The following is a 20,019-nucleotide window of genomic DNA, read 5'->3' on the forward strand; positions in this document are numbered from 1 at the left end:
TTTGACTTTCTGAGAGGACCTTGCTACGCTCTATTCAGGGTAGTCAATGATGTAAGTTAATGAGGGCTAAAAAAATAATTAAATGAAAAACCTACCCGTTTTGGCGAAAAGTTAATTGAGTTAGAAACCGACTTAGCATAACTTTCAACCTGCGTTAGATTGTGACAATTCAGATTTGGGTGTCACGAGTTAAAAGTAGTCACAAACCTGGTAGAATGGGCTTTTGTCGTAATTATGCATCACAATGTCATTAGATCTTGGATAGTAGCGGTATACTTTGAACACTTAATCAATCTAGGAGTGAAAGAATTTGACAAAAACTGCGATTGTGACCGACAGTACGGCCTATCTTCCTCAAAATGTTTGTGAAAAGTTACGAATTACTGTGGCACCAATTTCAGTAGGCTTTGGTGATCATCAATATCGAGAACGAATTGACATTAGTGATGCCGAGTTTTATAAACGACTAAAAACAGAAAAAAGTTTTCCAACCACAGCTCCGCCTTCGATGGGAGTCATGGAAGAAATTTACCACCAACTCGCAAAAGAAGGCTATGAAGAAGTTATTAGTATTCATTTAACTGGTGGTGTTAGTGGTTTTGTCACCAATTTAGCGCAATTCGCGAAGAGTGTTGCAGAAATTAAGGTTCATGTGGTGGACTCACAGATTTCCGTACAGCCACTGGGATATTTAGTTATTCAAGCTGCTAAAATGGCACTGGCACAAAGGCCGGTGACCGAAATCATCGCTAAGTTAACTGAGTTAAAAGCAACAATTGGCGAGTATTTTATTGTGGATGATTTGAAGAATCTTGTTCATGGTGGCCGCTTAGGGAGTAGTTCGGCGTTTGTTGGTTCATTGTTAAAAGTCAAACCAATTCTTTCTTTGAATAAAGAGCGGTATAATATTGAGGCTGTCGATAAAGTGCGTTCGTTGAAAAAGGCCAAAGCAAACATTGTGAATCGTTTTATTAATGAAACGAAAGATCTTCCATATGCAGTGCGTGTGTTTCTGTGTGGCACGGATAATGAACCTGCGATTGAAAAATGGCATGAAAACATTCAATCAAAATTAACGAATGTTGCGGCAGTGGAAACTGGTCAAATTGGACCGGTCCTTGGTGCACATCTGGGACCAGGGGCAGTCGCCATTCTATGGGTCAAAGAAGAAATTTAAAGAGACAGAAGTGAGGGAACAAAAAACATGAGAAAATTAAAAATCGATTTAAACGATCAAGATTATATGGGTAGTCATGAAGCAAGCTCTATGTGGGGCAAACAAAAAGATTACGTCCGAACAATCTATAATAAGTATCCAAAACGATTTCCAGAAGGAACCATTCGTAAATTCGGTAAACAACTGATTGTGACACGTGAGGGAATGGAAGCCGTCACGGGGATCAAGAAGAGTCAATTAAAAGATTTGAAGAAATAACAAAAAACGCTAAAGTTAGAGGAATTTGACCACATTGGTGGATAACTCAACTTTAGCGTTTTTTTGTAGCAAAGTGCTAAAATTAGACGTTAGAATAGGGTGAAAATAATGAAAACAAGCGAATTTATTAGAAAAGTGGAAATGCTGGGCGTAACCACGGTGGAAAAAGATAAAACGACATTACATATTAAACGGCATGAAATTGAAGCCGCCAATGTTAGTTTGGAGAAGACCTCATACTTTCAAATCTGTGGAAAATTACCACGACGTTTATTAAACTTGATTGTTGATTACGCCGTTACGGATATTTCTGAACGGGATGATGATTAGTTAGAGTGATTAGAGTAGGTATGGTAACGAATTTAGATTAATCGCTACTTGCTTTTAGTGTCGGTGTGATTAGTGAGTTTTATACGTCATTGGTGCCAAGAATCATAATTTTCTCTAAATTAGTGATAAAAAAAATACACTTTCTACTCAAATGATCATGTGTTGTGAGTAGAAAACGGATGTAATTTTTACTTATTGATATATCCTGACTAATAATATTTAAGTATCAATATTTTACAGAATAATTTACATACTTATCTTAGTAAAATCAAGTAACTCTTTAGCAGCATCAACCGTATCCACAAAATCAATTCTTTCAGCATAATCATGATCTTCACCATATCGTTTCCATAAACGTATCAAAACAGGTGTCTCTTTTACTGAATCTAATCTTGAGGAATAATCAGTTAGAAATGAAGTTGTTTTGCGTTTTTCAGCCGTTCTCAAAATTGCTTTTTTTAGTAATGGAAAATCAATATTTTGTTGTTCTAATTTATTTAGTTGATAAACATCATAAAAATCTTTGGCCCGTGTGTTGGCATTACCCCGTGCCACAATCGATTCTAATTTTTCGGCAAGAACTGTTTCAAGATTATACGCTAAAATAGGAATTTTTCTATCCTCAGTAATTAGTTTATGCTTGTAATGAATTTCTTTGGGTGTCATTTTATCACCAGTCGAGACATCAACCTTGATGACAGTTTGCACATCTAAAATAACTGCATCGATGTGTACACGATAACCACCGTATTCATCATCTTTTCTAATTGGTTCAACATTAACAACCGTCATTTCAATTTGATCATTATAAACTTCTATCGAACAAATATCAGTAAATGCATTTGTAATACTTTTTCAACTCAATGGGTATCCTACTAACGTTGTATCTAGATCCATAGTTGACCGAGTATCAACGCCGATTAGAGAAGCAATTAAAAAGCCACCTTTAAGTACCATATTGTTCTTATACGTGGAAACTGATAAACGTTCTAAAAGCTCATCAAGCATAATTTCTTGTAATATCAATTGAGCAGTAACATCATTCTCTTTAGCAAGCTTTTTTACGTAGGCTTTAAATTGCATACCGTTTCTAAATTGTTGTTTCACAGAAGTACCTCCAGATATGTTCTGATTTGTGTTTCCACATTCATCTTTTGGGCCATTTCTATCAACAAGTTAACATCTTTATTAGGTAGTGCAGCATAACCGTTCATTGCCATTGAAATTAGTTCTGAATCTTTTTTATTCTTGCCACGAATCAAATCACACAGTGTTTTTTCAATTGAATAAACACGGACTGTATTTCCATTTGGCGTAATTTCAGATTCAATTCCTAATTGATAATATTTATTAGATTGCATATAGAATCGTATGTTATAGTCAGAGATTCGAGCAGAATGATAGCCCAAAGGAAATGTCATATCGTATTTACGCGGCGTACGATCTGTTAATCCATGGAGATATAGTGCGGTATTATATGAAAATATTCCCTTACCAAAGCGATATTGATAAATTGCCATTTCATCTTCAAATATAGCTGGATCAATATAAACACCACGATTAACTCGCTCAAGTTGACCACTGTCGGTTAATTCTGACAAGAAGTAACGGTTGACACCCATAGAAGCCGCTTCTTCAACAGTAATCATGCCGTTATGCGCTTTTAAATGCGCGAGGATCTTCTCTTTATTAGACATTATCATCACCTCTTTATATATTCTAACACATAAACGCTGTTTTCTTATAATAAGCGTATAAATGTTAGATTTCGATAACCATATTATTCTTTTATGCATTGAAAATTATTGAAATAACCTAATCACGTTTCGTTATTTGTTAGTGCAAACCAAGATTTTGAAATGGCAGTACTGGCACTATCAGAACTTGGTTCAGCTTTGGCAAATTAAGTTAGTGTTGGAATATTAATTGATGTACCCAATATAAGCGCTGTACCATTCTTAAGATACGCTAGTTTATCAATCATGTTTGTCTATTTATTTAATTTTTTCAAAAAATAATAGCAGTCTCTTCCATTGTTATTATATGGAAGAGACTGCTTTATCAAAGATGTAAGGTATTTGATGAATACACTATTTATGTCCCCGGCGAGAGTCGAACTCGCAACCTATCGCTTAGGAGGCGATTGCTCTATCCAGTTGAGCCACGAGGACAAGGTTCCTTTCGTATTTTCCCATAGATATTAGGGATAATCAAGTCAGCTTCAGATAAAAAAATTAGCCAAAAATTGATGAATTTTGCAAAACTTGACCCCAGTCAATTTCAATAGTGCTATTTTCGACTATATTAGACTTATCAAATAAAGGCGAGGGGTTAAGAAATATGATGAAATTTGAGCAGGTTATTCAAAAAAATGTTAATACGATTACGTGGACGTCAGCGGCATTAATCGCGATTGGTTTTCTGGGTGAGGCAGTAGGATCGCAAATGCTATATACGGTCGCTTTTGTGTTAGCTTCAATCATTGCAGCCACACCGATTATTATTCGAGCAGTCGAAGCTTTAAAAGTACGCGTAATTGGAATCGAATTATTAGTTAGCATCGCGGTCATTGGTGCCTTTGTCATTCAGGAGTTCAATGAGTCAGCAATTGTCACTTTCCTATTCTTATTTGGGAGTTTTCTAGAAGCGAAGACGTTGGCAAAAACGCGTGAATCAATTAAGACGTTAACTGAAATGGCACCAACCACTGCTGAAGTTGTTCAAGACGATGGTTCAATCGTTGAAACTGATGTGGATGACGTAGATGAGGGCGACATCGTGCTTGTTAAAACGGGTGGTCAAGTCCCAATTGATGGTGATGTTGTAGAGGGTTCTGGATACTTAAATGAAGCAAGTGTTACGGGTGAATCTAAACTAGTGACTAAACAGGTCGGCGACGGCGTTTTCTCAGGCACAATCTTAGATAACGGAACCTTGAAGATTAAGGCAACTAAAGTCGGAGATGATACAACTTTTGCCAAAATTGTGGAATTAGTTGAAGATGCTCAAGATACAAAATCACATGCTGAAAAGTTTATTGATCAGTTTGCGAAGTATTACACACCAGCAGTACTTATTTTAGCGATCTTAGTTGGATTCATCTCGCGTGATTTTCGATTAGCGATCACGGTTCTGGTGCTTGGTTGCCCTGGTGCTTTGGTAATCGGTGCACCAGTTTCAAACGTAGCCGGAATTGGTAATGGTGCCAAAAATGGTGTCTTGATCAAAGGTGGCGAAGTGGTGGATACCTTTGCCAAGATTGATACGTTGGTGTTTGACAAAACTGGGACTTTAACCAAAGGTAATACAGAAGTTTCTGATCTTAAAAACTATGCGGATGATCAAAATCAAGTTTTAGAATTTGCTGCAAAATTGGAAAGTCAATCTGATCATCCTTTAGGCAAAGCAATCACAACTTATGCTACTCAACAAAAAGTTGCGTTTCAGAATTTACAGGTAACGACGAATAATACCATTAAAGGCCAAGGAATTGAGGCTCAAATCGACCAACATCAAATTCTGGTTGGTAATCAAAAATTGATGACTGCTAATCAAATTCAATTGACCGAAGCAGAAGAAAATGATTTGAAGAATTTGCAAGCAACTGGAAGTTCAACTGTCATTGTCGCTGTAGATCATAAGATTCAACAAATTATTGGGGTTTCTGATGTTATTCGTGATAATGTCAAAGAGAATTTGGCCGCTTTGAAACAACTCGGAATTAAAAAACTAGTGATGTTAACTGGTGATAATGAAATTACGGCTAATCACGTTGCCCAAGAACTTGGTATCGATGAAGTTCATGCCAATCTCTTACCTGAAAACAAGGTCACGTTTGTTAAACAACTTAAAGACCAAGGTCATAAGGTAGCATTTGTTGGTGATGGGATTAACGATAGCCCATCGATTGCTACTGCTGATATCGGTATTGCAATGGGTGGTGGAACTGATGTGGCTATTGAAACTTCCGATATTGTGTTGATGCAATCTAGTTTTCATGAATTGGTTCATGCGTATGGCTTGGCCAAAAAGACTGTTGCTAACACACGTCAAAATATTATCATTGCGATTGGCACGGTAGTCTTTCTACTAATTGGATTGATCTTTGGTTATATCTACATGGCAAGTGGGATGTTTGTTCATGAAGCAAGTATCTTGGTCGTTATTTTCAATGCGATGCGTTTAATTCGTTATCACGCAGCTGGTGCAAAATAAATAAAAAACTTTTCAAAACTTGACGATGATCAATTTTAATTGATAACTTGGACACTATAATAGATGTATAAAGTAAATAAGGAGGAAATTTAAAATGACAAAAGCAATCTTACAATTAGGGGCGTTGACTTGCCCATCATGCATGCAAAAAATTCAAGGCGCATTAGAAAAACAGGCTGGTGTTGAAAAAGTAAAAGTACTCTTCAATGCTAGTAAAGTAAAAATTGAGTTTGATGATACAGCCAATACAGCAGATGCATTAGCACAGGTTGTTAAAAATTTGGGCTACGAAGTTCAAAGTGTAAAGGTAAAACAACCAGCTAAATAAGTTGAACGATGTGATCCAGAGTATTTTTTGGAGCACACCGTTTTTTTGTGTTCTGCTAATAGTGAAAACGATCTGATGTTGATAAACTAAAAATTCGGTGGTATAGTACTTAGTAATTAAAAACGAAATGCATATATAAACGCCTTAATATGGTTGGCGAGTTTCTACCCAGAACCGTAAATTCTGGACTATACGCAATAAATTCATCAAACGATGTCTTCTATTTGCGGACATCGTTTTTGTTTTGCGCTAATAGTGATATATATATATTCAACAGGGGGTAACAAGTTGGTTTCAAAAGAGAAGTGGGCACAAGAACAGATTGATTTCGATTCAGGTGAAGGCGTTCCGTTAGAGAATTCAACTTCTAATGGTCATGCGGCTGTTTTAGGGTTGCAGCATTTACTGACAATGTATTCTGGCGATGTCATGGTGCCGTTGTTGATTGGGGCAATCGTGCATTTTACCGCCACCCAATTGGCGTTATTGATTTCCATGGATTTATTTATGTGTGGAATCGCCACATTATTGCAGGTGCATCGGACGCGAATGATTGGAATTGGACTACCAGTTGTTTTAGGTTGTGCGGTTCAGGTTATCACACCGTTAGGAACCATCGGAAAAACGCTTGGGATCACCACGATGTATGGTGCAATTATTGTTTCCGGATTATTTGTTTTATTGATGAGTGGTGTTTTCTCGAAAATGCGGAATCTTTTTCCACCCGTTGTGACAGGGTCATTGATTGTGGTCATTGGTTTCACTTTGATGCCCGTAGCGATTACTGATTTAGGCGGTGGAACTGTGGGATCCCATAATTTTGGTTCGCCAAGTAATTTATTGGTCGGTGGTTTCACGTTAGCTTTGATTATTGCGATTAACGTTTGGGGTCGCGGCTTTATCAAATCGATTGCGATTTTGATCGGATTAATTGGCGGAACGGCTTTGGCCGGAGCACTTGGAATGATTAAACTGAGTACTGTATCGCAAAGTGGCTGGTTTCGTTTCCCCGAACCTTTCATGTTTGGGGTACCGCATTTTGAATGGTCATCTTCAGTAACGATGATTCTAATCGCGTTAACGACCATGATCGAATCGACAGGAGTTTTCTTCGCACTAGGTGACATGACCAATCGCCATTTAACCGGCGATGATTTAAAACGGGGCTATCGCGCTGAAGGAATTGCCCAAATTTTGGGTGGCATCTTTAACACTTTCCCATACTCTACATTCTCTGAAAATGTGGGTGTTGTGCAGTTTTCCGGAGTTAAAACTCGGAAGCCAATTTACTTTGCTGGCTTATTCTTACTGATTTTAGGCTTATTGCCCAAAATCGGCGCATTAGCCACGGTGGTGCCAACACCAGTTTTAGGCGGGGCAATGTTAGTTATGTTTGGAACGGTTGGGCTACAAGGGGTCCGAATTTTGAAAAACGTAGACTTTGATGACAGCCGCAATTTGATTGTTGCTGCAGTTTCCATTGGCGCTGGCTTAGGGGTTGCCAGTGTGCCCACGATTTTCCAAGCGCTTCCTTCAGAATTGTATTTAATTCTCGGTAACGGGGTCGTCGTGACTAGTATTGTGGCCGTTTTCCTAAACTTGGTCTTTAAGTTACAACGTAAAACTGAAGCTAAATAAAAATGCGCGAATTTCGAGTCTGTATAAAACAGATCAAAGAAATTCGCGTATTTATTTTATGGAAGGTGAAGGTGGTTTATCCAGTTACCGTTTCTAAAAATCGGGGTGATGGTGCCATCTTGTTTGATGCCATCGATGTTCATTTTGTCAGAACTGACCATGAAGTCGACGTGCACTTGGCTATTATTGATGCCATGTTTGGACAATTCTTCAGGAGACGTTTTAGCGCTGCCCTGCAAGTTGAAGCGGTTGACTGGGTTAGAAGTTTACACCCACCTGAGTAACTAAATTAGCGTATTTTTGAAGCTTTTTAGTTAAAGTTGTTTCATTTATAAAGGCAATCCTCTTCATAAAAATCGATTCTATCGTAGCATAGCCAACGCGTTTCCACGCAAGAAATGGGCGGTTGATTGCAAAATAAGTGCTAAGAAATATCAGAAAGACCAGTTAAGACTTAAAAAACGATGAGTGGTGCGGTATACTTGTTTACAAGATAAATTATTAATTATGCCGATAAAGGCACCTTTTACGGAGGATTATTTTGAAAAAATTACGTGTCATGACCATATTTGGAACGCGTCCTGAAGCCATCAAAATGGCCCCAATCATTTTAGAAATGAATCAACGAAAATCTGAATTTGAAGCGATCACCGTTGTGACAGCGCAACATCGAGAAATGTTGGACCAAGTTTTAGAAATTTTCAAAATTACCCCAGATTATGATTTAAATATTATGAAACCCAATCAAACGTTAAGTGAGATTACCGGCCGCGTTTTAAATAAATTGGATACCATTATTCAAGAAGTGAAACCGGATGTTATTTTGGTTCACGGAGATACCACAACAACCTTTGCGGCCAGCATTAGTGCGTTTTACAACCAAATCCCGCTAGGCCATGTGGAAGCGGGCTTACGGACGTGGGATAAGTATTCGCCATATCCAGAAGAGATGAACCGGCAATTAACGGATGTTTTGGCCGACTATTACTTTGCACCAACGACTTTAAGTAAACAAAATTTACTTAAGGAAAACCATCCCGAAGCCAACATTGCGGTTACGGGAAATACTGCCATTGATGCCCTGCATGAAACCGTGCGTGAAGATTATCATCACGCTGTGCTAGATTTGGTAATGCCAGAGCATCGTCTAATTTTGTTAACGATGCATCGCCGCGAAAATCAGGGAGCACCAATGCGCCGAGTATTTAAGGCCATTAAGCAAGTCGTGGATTCTCATGCAGATGTAGAAATTATTTATCCTGTTCATCTAAGTCCTGCCGTTCAAAAAGCAGCTCACGAAGAACTAGGCGATGATTCCCGGATTCATTTGATTGACCCACTGGATGTGGTGGATTTCCATAATTTGTCTGCGCGCAGCTATTTCATCATGACAGATTCTGGCGGTGTGCAAGAAGAGGCTCCTTCGTTGGGCAAACCTGTTTTGGTATTGCGTGATGAAACGGAACGTCCAGAAGGGGTCACAGCTGGCACGTTAAAATTGGTGGGTACTGATCCACAAACAGTGACGGATGCGATGCTGGAATTGTTGGACGATTCACAAGTTTATCAAAAAATGGCCACTGCCAAAAATCCGTATGGGGATGGACATGCTGCCCAACATATTTTAGATTTCTTACAACAAAAATTTAGTGATAAGCGGAGTTAATGGGGATGAAGGATTTAATTAAAAAGAATCAAGCCATCATTTTGTATTTAGTTTTTGGGGTTCTTACAACAGTTGTCAATATTGGGGTGTTTGCCTTTTTTGAAACTTATACAAATTGGAATTACCAAATTGGCACTGCAATCGCGTGGATTGCATCGGTTTTGGTGGCGTTTTTTACTAATAAAGTATGGGTTTTTAGCTCAGGTTACACTACCTGGCGGGCGTTTTGGCGTGAACTTGGTTCCTTTTTCTTCTTTCGCTTATTGACCTACTTTATGGAAGTTATCATTATGTGGGTTGGCGTTTCGTTAATGAAGGATAATGCCATTTTAGTAAAAGTGGCTGATAATGTGATCGTGGTGATCGTAAATTACGTGTTCAGCAAATTAATTATTTTTAAACAACACGAGACAAAAAAAGATTGAAACTGATTAACCAAATTCCAATCTTTTTTAAACAGGCTTTAGTTTTGTGAGGCATTGTAGCTATCAACTAAGCTTTTGGCAAAGGCATCTAATTGATCTAAATCTTCTTCTGATTCAGGTGCCAAATTGATTTTAACGGGTTCTGCTCCTTGTTTAGCTTTAGCAGCTTTGAAAGCTTTGGCAAAGGCATCAACAGCGACACAATAAAATTCTTCATAAAAAACGTCGCCGGATCCAGCTACGCCAAAGATTTTACCATCTAAATCTAAATCAGGTAGTTCTTCATAGAAGTCCAAGCCTTCTTCAGGAAGGGCACCTTCGTCGTAGGTGTAAGGTACCACAACACAGATATCAAAATTTTTAAATTCATCGGCATCGGTCTGTGAAATCTCTGATTCGTCAACTTCGACGCCGAGATCTTCAAGCGCTTCGGTAATGATGTCGGCGCAATCTTCGTTGTTGCCGGTAATGGTTGCAAAAACAACTTTTGCAGTTGGCATGTGAGTTCCTCTTTTCATTATAAGTCCTAAAGAATTATAGCAGACAAATCCAGTTTAGTGAATGTTTTCAGCAAGGAGGTTCACGATGACAGAAAAAAAAGCAGTTCCAAAGGTAACCAAAATTACCACGCAAAAAAGAGAAGGACGTTATAACGTCTTTTTAGATGACCAATACGCCTTTCCGATTAGTGAAGATGTGATGATTAAATATCGCATTTTCAAAGGGATGGAAATTGATAAGCAATTGCAAGAAGAAATCTTGGCAGCAGATGATGTTTCCAAGGCTTATTCACGCGCATTGGCGTTTTTGTCAGGCCACTTACGAACGGAAAAAGAAATTCAGCAAAAGCTTCGGGAAAAAGAAATTCCAGAACCCACGATTGAAGCAACTTTGAAAAAATTACGGGAATTAAATTTAGTGGATGATCTTCAGTATGCCCAAAGCTACGTGCGAACGATGGTTCGGACTTCTGATAAGGGCCCCATTGTGATTACCCGCAACTTGCGAACCAAGGGTATTTTAGAAAATGACATCGAGCAGGCGTTATTAGAATATCCGGCAGATGATCAGGTCGCTAACGGGATTGAAATTGGCGAGAAACTTAGTCACCATTACCGCCGGGATCCGGTTTCGAAGATGAAACAAAAAGTGCGGCAAGGATTGATGACCAAGGGATTTACAGGAGATGTGATTACTCAAATTCTTGAACAAATGGAATTTGAAATTGACCCTGACTTGGAAGACGAGAAATTGAAAAGTGAATTTGAAAAAGTTTGGAATCGTAATCGCCGCTATGCTTTTTCACAACGGAAGATGCGCACGAGGCGAACCTTATATGGGAAAGGTTTCCAGTCGGACGCCATTAATCGATTAATTGATGAACAAGAAGATTTAAAATAAGTATCATCGTTTTATGGGGGAGCAATAGTTATGAAAAAACGTTTATGGCGGGTTATTTTGTTTGGATTTATTTTAATGATTCTGATTGGAAGCGCCGGGGTTGGTTATCACAATTATCGCGTGATGCAACGTAGTGATCCCATCTTTTTTAGTGGCTCAACGAAGCATATACCAGCACGAAAACTAGTACAAAAAACCTTTGTTCCACGCAAAGTGGTGACCCAACAGCCGAAGTTATCGCTAAAGGCTAAAAAGTTAAAGCAGTTGCTGGAACCTTTAATTGGTGGCGACCAGTTTGTGGGCACGATCTTAATTGTGAAAAATGGCCAACCTATTTATGATCAAGGCTATGGGTATGCTAATTTTCAAAAACAAGGATTTAATACGGCACAATCTGAATATCAAATTTTATCGATGCAAAAATCAATGACCGCGACTTTATTAATGCAACAGGTGGAAGCAGGTAGATTGAGGTTGACAGACCGACTGGCCCAATTCTATCCAAATATTCCAGGTGCTAAAAAAATGACGATTCGATCTATGCTTAATATGACGACCGGATTACGAATTCACAATTTTTCCACCCGTTCACTTTCTGGTTCCGGGGTGGTAGATTATGCAGCTCACCATGTGCAATTCTTACCAAATCAGAATCACAAGTGGTCGTATCAGCCTGTTAATTACACGTTATTAGCGGGAGTTTTGCAGAGGGTGACCCATCGGACTTACTATCAATTATTTAATCAACACATTATCCGGTTACTGGACCTGCATCATTCAGGCTTTGTCATGTTAGCAAAACGAGCAAATTGGTTGTCCACGCCGTATCATAATCAACCATTTTCTGATGATTCTGCTAATTATTTACATGCGTTTCACGAGTCACCAGCTAATCAGCATAATGAGTTGGCAACAGGAAATGTCTATATGAATGCGAGTGATTTTTATAAGGTTAGTCGTGCAATTTTGCAGGCTAGATTTGTGAGTGTTGAAAATACGCAGATTTTGCATGATGCAGCAGGTAATCGGATAGGCTATGCGGGCGGTTTGTATCACGAAAAAAATGGCGGTTATTGGAGTCACGGTGTTGGTTATGGTGAAGAAAGCGGCATGATGATTAGCGGCGACGGACAAAATGCGGTGATTATGTTGAGTAATTATCGGCGGAAAGATTCAATGTTGACGCAGCAATGTCATCAGATTTATCAAAACTTGATGCAAGGCATGTATTAAATGATTAAGTTAGAAGTGATTTAGGAAAACAATCTTTTTATTGTAGACTAATTTTGAGTGGCGGAGATCCGCTTTTTGGTTAGAGGCGAAAAATTAACTTCGAAACGACCGACATAGTTTTATTAACCTTAGAATGGGACGATACTACATCAAGAATAGTGAAACTACTTTGAATCGATATTGATCAAAATTTATTTTTATGACCAGCACTCGTTCTTTCGTCTGCTGGTCTTTTTTGATATAATAATGGATGGAATTCTAAGAGTTAAAACCTTCAGAATTAGAAAGCTGTGTCATAGAATGAATCGCAAGTCTAAGAAGCCTAGAGCAGGGGACTATATTGCGATCAAAAGCTATAAGCACGATGGCAGTTTGCATCGGACGTGGCGGGATACAATGGTATTAAAGAATAGCGATGATGAGTTTATTGGTTGTAACGACCATACGCTTGTGATTGAAGATGATGGGAGACGATGGGTAACTCGCGAGCCAGCCATAGTTTATTTTCATAAAGATTATTGGTTTAACGTGGTGACCATGATTCGCAGAAACGGCGTATCAAACTATTGCAATTTGGCTTCTCCATATGTATTGGATGAAGAAGCACTTAAATATGTTGATTACGATTTAGATGTAAAAGTCTATCCGAATGGGGATCGAAAGCTATTAGATGTTGATGAATACGAACGGTTTAGCCGGAAGTGGCACTATCCAAAAGATACAGACCAAATTGTGCGTTCGAGCGTCATTACACTGACCGATTGGATTGATCAGGAGATTGGACCGTTTTCAAACGAATTTATTAATATCTGGTACCATCGTTATCTAGAACTTGTTCAACGGAATAACCGGCGTTAATTTTGATCGTAAGAGAAATTGAACCAATTAATTTGATTTCAGGTCTACCTATATAAATATGACTGGCAATGTTTGAAAAGTTCAAATGTTGTCAGTTTGTTTTTATAAAACAAAAAATTGCCACTTTTTTAAATTTACTGTTCTTGTAATGCAAAGGTTATGAAAAATGATGTCTTAATAGGCTATAATAGAAACGTTATGGAATGGAAAACAAGTTTATGTAATGACTAGTTTTCACAGAGAGAAAAAGGAGCCATGCTATGTTTGATAAGATTAGGCGATCCCCCTTGATGTTTTGGACCTTGGAGTTGCTGATCGTAGCGACTTTAATTTATGTTTGTACCAAAATTAATTTTTTGTTTGCGCCGATTGGAACTTTCATTTCAACCGTGTTTGTGCCAATCCTTTTGTCCGGATTTTTGTTTTATTTACTTAATCCGTTAGTTAAATTGATTCAAAAAATTAAGTACAAAAAGTTTCGTATTAGCCATACCTGGGCCGTGGTGATTGTGTTTGTTCTGTTGCTGGGAATTATTGGGTATGCATTGGGATGGATGATTCCAAGATTGGCCAATCAGATTGCGCAGTTGATTGAAAGTTTACCAAGTATTGCCAGCAATTTACAAAAGGCCTCACAGCATTTCTTGGAACATTCCGATTGGATTAAAAACGTAGACTTAGATCCCTACATTAAGAAAATGAATAGTTCAATTGGAACCTATGCAGAGTCAATCTTAAGCACAATGACGAGTAGCATTGGCACGTTAATCGCCACGATTACAAGTGTCACAGTTGTGATCATTACGGTGCCGGTAATGCTATTTTACATGTTAAAAGACGGCTGGAAGTTAATGCCCTCCATCAAACGAATGTTACCAGCAAAAAATGCAGATGCGATTGTGGAATTGTTTGATAAAATGAGTGCCACGTTATCCTCATACATTGGTGGACAGGTTTTGGAATGCTTGTTTGTGGGGACGTTTACCGCAATTGGTTATATGATAATTGGTCAGCCTTATGCGTTGTTATTAGGTGTCGTAGCTGGGATTGCAAACATTGTGCCCTATGTTGGTCCGTATATTGGAATTTTTCCAGCGTTGCTAGTTGCTCTGACGGATTCCACGATGCAAGTTGTTTGGGTGGTTATCGTCGTTTTGATTGTGCAACAAGTGGATGGTAATTTGATTTATCCCAATATTATTGGTCGGAGTTTGCAAGTACATCCACTAACCATTATTATTCTGTTGTTGGCGGCTGGAAAAATTGCGGGAATTCCTGGAATGATCTTGGCAATTCCTGCCTATGCTGTTGTCAAAGTATTAGTTGAATTTATTTATCATATTTGGATCTTAAATAATCAAGATTAGTTTAAGTTAGTTTTGATTAACTAGGATAACGCTAATTTACTGGAATACGGCGGCTTGTTTGTGGTAATATTGGTGAGTATTTAATATTATATTCTTAGGAGAATGAACATTGAAAAATGTAATTACTTATGGCACTTTTGATTTAATTCATAAGGGACATATTCGTTTACTTAAACGTGCAAAGGCATTGGGCGACCACTTAACCGTGTGTGTCTCAACGGATGAGTTTAATGCTTTAAAAGGAAAAAAGGCTTATACCAGTTACGAAGATCGCAAGTACATTTTGGAAGCTATCCGTTATGTGGATGAAGTTATTCCAGAAAAGGGTTGGGATCAAAAAATCAAAGATGTCCAAGAAAGACACATTGACACTTTTGTGATGGGCGATGATTGGAAAGGTAAGTTTGACTTCCTGAAAGATTATTGTGAAGTGGTTTATTTACCACGAACAGAAGGTATTTCAACGACTAAAATCAAACGTGATCTTGGTCTAGCAAGCGACAATAAAAAGTAAAAGTAAACAAAAACTGGGGGTAATCCCTCAGTTTTTTCTTATATATGATATTAAATTAAATTTTTTTAATGATTAGATTGGTAAGAGGATTGATGATGAAAAAAGCCTAGTTCTGGTTTCGGATGCTGTTTCGATAAAGAATCCGTACCTGATAAAAACGATTAAAAAATTAGTGAATAATCAAATTCGGGTGACAGTTTTGGTCATGATTTTGGACTATCATTTGGCAGCCAAAGTCACTTTTAAATTGACCAAGGCTGTTGCAAGGGAAAATTCTGAAGCAAAAATTATCAATTGGTTTGATTTATTACATGAACAAAAGGGGATTGCTGTCAGCTTGCAAACGCTAGATACAATTCACTCTGGTGAACCGGAAAAACGGACTTTTGAACTTCCTGAACATGAAAAGATCGAAAGGTATTTTGATAAACATGACCTCATCATGGAACGGATTTTTAGACAAGACAGATTGGCGCTTCTTAAAAGCTTTGCGGATGGTACGTTACAAACGCAATACTATTATGATGACCAACAAAGAGTTCGAGAAGTTGTCCATTTTCAAGATGGACAGCCAACAATTTATGAAGTTTTGAATAACACTAACCAACAACTTTACCAATTCATTGTCAAACAGCCACGGCTTAGAAATTATAGAGTGGCAAGTGATAGTGAATTTGCGGCGCGTGGCGCGATTGTGGAATCAGATTTGTTTAAGGGCACGCCACGGAATACCGTACGCATTGAAATCTCAAATTCTCAATTTAGTGTCCATGACTATGTGACTTGGCGTCCTTATAAAAATGTATTTGAATTTTATGCAGGGCAATTACGTCAGCTAATTGATAATGATCAGACAACCGGGATTTTTATAGATTTAGAATTGGTTGAATCCATGAGTCCTTATTTGGGCACCTTAAAAACTTTTAATTATTGAGAAAGGGGGCAGCATTAATGCGCGCAATTTTGTCCGATGTGCAGACTAGGTCTCAAGAACAAGAATACGAAATTGAATTAATCGGGTTAACACAGCAAGTTAAAAACTTGCGGCTATTTTTTATTGAGCAGGAATCCTTAGAAAGCTTCATGATCAGCCATGTCAGAATTGACAGAAATATGCTGCAGTTTCAGCTACCTTCTGGGCAATTGACAGGTAGTTTTCCGGGACAGAATCGGTTCACTTGGGAAATGTATTTACAGTGGCAAGAAGGCGATCATTTTGAAACGGTTCAGGTTGAAAATGAGTTTGTGGACAATAAATGGTTGGACATTAACTTGTTTCAAAAGTTTCAGACAGATTTTGCTGGTTACGTGAATATCGAAGTTTATCGCAAAACTAATGATGATCTGTTTGAGTTGCAAAATGTGCAACACGTGCCTGATGGGATCATGCTTTTTGGCACTAAACAGATTAATGTGCAGAGTTTACAAAACATTGTAGTTACAGTTAAAAATAAAAATGATGAGACAGATATGCTGCGGATTACTGAAAATTTAAGTCAGTATCCAGACCTATTTCAGTTTAAAATTCCATTTGCCCAATTGACGATTGCTAATGAATATGAGCTGGCAATTACTTATGATTTTAACGATAAATATTTTCATCAACGCCTTGGTGTCGCGAGTCAATTTAATCCTGATAGTGATTTTATTCAAAATGTAAATGGCAATGTTGTTGAGTTGGATTTGGCATATGATAGTAGGCTGACTTTGGTCTTGCCAATTGAAAAGCCATCAATGCAACAACTGGTTAAACGGATCGCAGGAAAAGCACAGCTAACTTTAGGCTTAGCGGGCGTTTTTCTCGGTAAAATAAGGTTGCATCTGATTAAACAATTATTTAAGCGGAGCCGAATACCATATCAACGGCCAACAGTTGTGTTTGAAAGCTTTGGTGGCCGCCAGGTTTCTGATAGTCCACTTGCCATTTATCGCGTTTTTAAGCAGTTCTATCCAGGTTATAATTTGGTGTGGTCGATTTATCCGGAACTCAAAAGCTTTTGTCGAGATCACGGGATGCACTATGTTGTCCGTGATAGTGTAAAATGGGTATCATTGATGCGTCGTGCGCAAAGTTGGGTTAGTAATGCCCGTTATCCATCATGGGTAAAAAAATCTAAATTCACCTTTTATCTGCAGACGTGGCATGGGACACCATTGAAAAAATTAGGTCTGGATATTAAACAGGTGACGATGCCTGGAACGGATACTGTGTCTTATCATCGGAACTTCACTCGAGAAGCAAATCGATGGGATGCATTGATTAGTCCCAATGATTATTCAACCAATATTTTTCGATCAGCATTTGGCTATAAGAATCAAGTTTTAAAAATCGGTTATCCGCGTAATGATGAGTTAATTAACACGACGGCGGCACAAATCAAGGACTTGAAAGAAAAAATGGGAATTCCAGCCGATAAGAAGGTCGTTTTGTACGCACCAACTTATCGAGATAATGCGTTTATCACGACTGGAAAATACACATTTAAATTACCATTTAGTTTGAAGAAATTCCAAGAAAAGTACGGGAAAGATACGATTTTGATTTTGCGGATGCACTATTTGATCGCGAATCAAATCGACGTCTCAGAATTTCAAGATTGTGTTTTAAATCTTTCTGATTATCCTAATATCAGTGATTTGTATTTAGTTTCTGATTTATTGATCACTGATTACTCCTCAGTTTTCTTTGATTTTGCATACTTAAAACGGCCAATCTTGTTTTATCCGTATGACTATGAGATGTACAAAAATGAATTGCGAGGTTTCTATTTGGATTATGAACATGAGCTTCCGGGCGAAATTGTCCATTCGGAAGCAGACATGTTTACTGAGATAGGAAAAATATTGCAAAACGGGGATATGACCAATAATGTCCGTTTCCAGCAATTCTACGACCGTTTTTGTGCAATTGATAGTGGAGACTCATCGCGAAAAGTAGTAGATTATATTGTAAACGCAATTAAGAAGTAGGAAGGTAGTTATGAACGAAACAAAAATAGATCAAGCAGTCGCAAAACGGCGAACGTTTGCCATTATTTCTCATCCGGATGCTGGTAAAACAACGATTACGGAACAATTATTGCTTTTTGGAGGAGTTGTTCGTGAAGCTGGAACCGTTAAAGCCCGAAAATCTGGTAATTATGCAAAGTCAGATTGGATGGAAATTGAAAAGAAACGTGGAATCTCAGTAACTAGTTCGGTTATGCAGTTTGATTACCAAGGAAAACGAATCAATATTCTGGATACGCCAGGACATGAGGATTTTTCCGAAGATACGTATCGAACTTTAATGGCCGTGGATTCCGCTGTCATGGTTATTGATTCTGCAAAGGGAATTGAGCCCCAAACCAAGAAGTTGTTCCAAATTTGTAAAATGAGGGGGATTCCCATTTTTACATTTATGAATAAACTGGATCGAGATGGCCGTGAGCCTTTAGATTTGGTTAATGAATTAGAAGAAGTGTTGGGAATTGATGCTTATCCAATGAACTGGCCAATTGGCATGGGTAAAGGACTACAAGGATTGTATGATCGCTATAACCAGCGAGTGGTTTTATATCGTAAAGATGCACAGGGTAATCAGTATTTGCCACTGGATGCGGAAGGTAAACTCTCAGATAAATATCCACTGACTGAAGATAGTGCTTATCAAGATGCTGAAGGCGATATGGAGCTACTTAGTGAAGCCGGCAATTCATTTGATGAGGCCAAAATTTTATCCGGAGATTTAACGCCTGTTTTCTTTGGTTCGGCGTTAGCTAATTTTGGGGTTAAAACTTTTTTTGACAGTTATTTGAAGTATGCGCCAGCTCCCGCAGCTCATGTGGATCAAGCTGAAGAAAAAATCGAACCAGATGATCCCGAGTTTTCAGGTTTCATTTTTAAAATTCAAGCCAACATGAACCCCAATCACCGGGATCGAATTGCTTTTGTCAGAATTTGTTCAGGGGAATTTGATCGGGGGATGGATGTGACCTTACATCGAACTGGAAAGGTGATTCGTCTTTCAAATTCAACCCAGTTTATGGCTGATGCACGGCATACAGTTGAAAAGGCGGTTGCTGGCGATATTGTCGGGCTATACGATACTGGAAATTTCCAAATTGGTGATACCATTTATTCAGGAAAACATGACGTGCAGTTTGAAAAATTACCACAATTTACACCAGAACTATTTGTGCATGTTGCTGCAAAAAATGTAATGAAGCAAAAATCTTTCCATAAAGGGATTCAACAGCTGGTTCAAGAAGGGGCTGTTCAGCTCTACACAAATTATAATACGGGTGATTATATTTTGGGTGCGGTTGGTCAACTTCAGTTTGAAGTTTTCCAATTCCGGATGTTAAACGAATACCATTCAGAAGTTGTTATGGAACCAATGGGCAAGAAAATTGCTCGCTGGATCGATCCGGAACAACTGGACGAGCGGATGTCTTCTTCACGGAATCTTTTGGTAAAGGACCGTATGGATCAGCCATTGTTCTTATTTGAAAATGAATTTGCAGAACGTTGGTTTAAAGGTAAGTATCCAAAAATTAAGTTAACCGCTAAGCTGTAATTTAAGTTGTTTTATAAGGGCAAATCCAATTTATAACTTGGAATTTGCCCT

The 20,019-nt window shown here is 38.3% G+C and carries 18 protein-coding genes, 1 tRNA gene, 2 pseudogenes and 1 riboswitch; of the genes and pseudogenes, 16 read left to right on the forward strand and 5 right to left on the reverse strand.

Features of this window, described 5'->3' with window-relative positions; all coding sequences use genetic code 11:
• The first annotated feature begins 310 nt into the window (after positions 1-310).
• From fakB to PPA04_RS01250, 3 genes are all read left to right on the forward strand, one after another.
• The gene (fakB, locus tag PPA04_RS01240) at positions 311-1,177 is read left to right on the forward strand and encodes a DegV family protein (RefSeq protein WP_057784944.1); all 867 of its coding nucleotides are present in this window, start codon (positions 311-313) and stop codon (positions 1,175-1,177) included.
• 27 nt (positions 1,178-1,204) lie between these two features.
• Positions 1,205-1,435 carry a helix-turn-helix domain-containing protein gene (locus PPA04_RS01245; RefSeq protein WP_057784943.1) on the forward strand — a complete coding sequence of 77 codons (231 nt, stop codon included), beginning with the start codon at positions 1,205-1,207 and terminating at the stop codon, positions 1,433-1,435.
• A gap of 108 nt (positions 1,436-1,543) precedes the next feature.
• Positions 1,544-1,765, forward strand: coding sequence for a hypothetical protein (locus PPA04_RS01250; protein ID WP_057784942.1), 222 nt, complete (start codon positions 1,544-1,546; stop codon positions 1,763-1,765).
• A gap of 246 nt (positions 1,766-2,011) precedes the next feature.
• Here the strand turns inward: PPA04_RS01250 and PPA04_RS01255 are convergent.
• From PPA04_RS01255 to PPA04_RS01270, 3 genes and pseudogenes are all read right to left on the reverse strand, one after another.
• Positions 2,012-2,848: pseudogene (locus PPA04_RS01255) on the reverse strand (nucleotidyl transferase AbiEii/AbiGii toxin family protein).
• A gap of 20 nt (positions 2,849-2,868) precedes the next feature.
• On the reverse strand, positions 2,869-3,462 hold the full coding sequence (locus PPA04_RS01265; protein ID WP_057784939.1) for a type IV toxin-antitoxin system AbiEi family antitoxin domain-containing protein: 594 nt from the start codon (positions 3,460-3,462) through the stop codon (positions 2,869-2,871).
• Between the two features lie 400 nt (positions 3,463-3,862).
• A tRNA-Arg gene (locus tag PPA04_RS01270) sits at positions 3,863-3,936 on the reverse strand.
• Positions 3,937-4,108: 172 nt separating this feature from the next.
• Here PPA04_RS01270 and PPA04_RS01275 point away from each other — a divergent pair.
• From PPA04_RS01275 to PPA04_RS01285, 3 genes are all read left to right on the forward strand, one after another.
• Positions 4,109-5,980 carry a heavy metal translocating P-type ATPase gene (locus tag PPA04_RS01275; RefSeq protein ID WP_057784581.1) on the forward strand — a complete coding sequence of 624 codons (1,872 nt, stop codon included), beginning with the start codon at positions 4,109-4,111 and terminating at the stop codon, positions 5,978-5,980.
• 94 nt (positions 5,981-6,074) lie between these two features.
• Positions 6,075-6,308, forward strand: a complete 234-nt coding sequence (locus tag PPA04_RS01280) for a heavy-metal-associated domain-containing protein (RefSeq protein WP_057784578.1) — start codon at positions 6,075-6,077, stop codon at positions 6,306-6,308.
• 111 nt (positions 6,309-6,419) lie between these two features.
• Positions 6,420-6,519, forward strand: a riboswitch (purine riboswitch).
• A 110-nt stretch (positions 6,520-6,629) separates the two neighbouring features.
• The gene (locus PPA04_RS01285; RefSeq protein ID WP_229923038.1) at positions 6,630-7,946 is read left to right on the forward strand and encodes a nucleobase:cation symporter-2 family protein; all 1,317 of its coding nucleotides are present in this window, start codon (positions 6,630-6,632) and stop codon (positions 7,944-7,946) included.
• A 56-nt stretch (positions 7,947-8,002) separates the two neighbouring features.
• On the opposite strand, the pseudogene PPA04_RS01290 reads toward PPA04_RS01285, so the two are convergent.
• Positions 8,003-8,191: pseudogene (locus PPA04_RS01290) on the reverse strand (aminopeptidase); the annotation flags it as partial.
• Positions 8,192-8,487: 296 nt separating this feature from the next.
• Between PPA04_RS01290 and wecB the strand changes: the two are divergent.
• Positions 8,488-9,612 (forward strand): non-hydrolyzing UDP-N-acetylglucosamine 2-epimerase, encoded by a 1,125-nt coding sequence (wecB, locus tag PPA04_RS01295; RefSeq protein WP_057784576.1) that lies wholly within the window; start codon positions 8,488-8,490, stop codon positions 9,610-9,612.
• A 5-nt stretch (positions 9,613-9,617) separates the two neighbouring features.
• Positions 9,618-10,037, forward strand: coding sequence for a GtrA family protein (locus PPA04_RS01300; protein ID WP_147206675.1), 420 nt, complete (start codon positions 9,618-9,620; stop codon positions 10,035-10,037).
• Between the two features lie 38 nt (positions 10,038-10,075).
• Here PPA04_RS01300 and PPA04_RS01305 read toward each other — a convergent pair whose 3' ends face one another.
• Positions 10,076-10,537 (reverse strand): flavodoxin, encoded by a 462-nt coding sequence (locus tag PPA04_RS01305; protein WP_057784574.1) that lies wholly within the window; start codon positions 10,535-10,537, stop codon positions 10,076-10,078.
• A gap of 85 nt (positions 10,538-10,622) precedes the next feature.
• Between PPA04_RS01305 and recX the strand changes: the two genes are divergently transcribed.
• The 8 genes from recX to PPA04_RS01345 all read left to right on the forward strand — a co-directional run bounded on the left by recX (position 10,623) and on the right by PPA04_RS01345 (position 19,968).
• Positions 10,623-11,438 (forward strand): recombination regulator RecX, encoded by an 816-nt coding sequence (gene recX, locus PPA04_RS01310; protein ID WP_057784573.1) that lies wholly within the window; start codon positions 10,623-10,625, stop codon positions 11,436-11,438.
• 30 nt (positions 11,439-11,468) lie between these two features.
• Positions 11,469-12,671: a serine hydrolase domain-containing protein gene (locus PPA04_RS01315; RefSeq protein WP_057784572.1), complete on the forward strand. Its 1,203-nt coding sequence runs from the start codon at positions 11,469-11,471 to the stop codon at positions 12,669-12,671.
• 300 nt (positions 12,672-12,971) lie between these two features.
• The gene (locus PPA04_RS01320; RefSeq protein ID WP_057784571.1) at positions 12,972-13,529 is read left to right on the forward strand and encodes a DUF402 domain-containing protein; all 558 of its coding nucleotides are present in this window, start codon (positions 12,972-12,974) and stop codon (positions 13,527-13,529) included.
• 260 nt (positions 13,530-13,789) lie between these two features.
• Positions 13,790-14,896 (forward strand): AI-2E family transporter, encoded by a 1,107-nt coding sequence (locus tag PPA04_RS01325; protein ID WP_057784570.1) that lies wholly within the window; start codon positions 13,790-13,792, stop codon positions 14,894-14,896.
• A 109-nt stretch (positions 14,897-15,005) separates the two neighbouring features.
• Positions 15,006-15,410, forward strand: coding sequence for a glycerol-3-phosphate cytidylyltransferase (gene tagD / locus PPA04_RS01330; RefSeq protein ID WP_057784569.1), 405 nt, complete (start codon positions 15,006-15,008; stop codon positions 15,408-15,410).
• Between the two features lie 172 nt (positions 15,411-15,582).
• Positions 15,583-16,344 (forward strand): hypothetical protein, encoded by a 762-nt coding sequence (locus PPA04_RS01335; protein ID WP_147206676.1) that lies wholly within the window; start codon positions 15,583-15,585, stop codon positions 16,342-16,344.
• 17 nt (positions 16,345-16,361) lie between these two features.
• Positions 16,362-18,380: a CDP-glycerol glycerophosphotransferase family protein gene (locus PPA04_RS09655; protein WP_229923037.1), complete on the forward strand. Its 2,019-nt coding sequence runs from the start codon at positions 16,362-16,364 to the stop codon at positions 18,378-18,380.
• A 10-nt stretch (positions 18,381-18,390) separates the two neighbouring features.
• Entirely contained in the window at positions 18,391-19,968 is a 1,578-nt protein-coding gene (locus PPA04_RS01345; RefSeq protein ID WP_057784567.1) for a peptide chain release factor 3, read from the forward strand.
• Positions 19,969-20,019 lie beyond the last annotated feature (51 nt).

Origin of the sequence: Pediococcus parvulus, assembly GCF_007990205.1 — a bacterium.
Classification (GTDB): domain Bacteria; phylum Bacillota; class Bacilli; order Lactobacillales; family Lactobacillaceae; genus Pediococcus; species Pediococcus parvulus.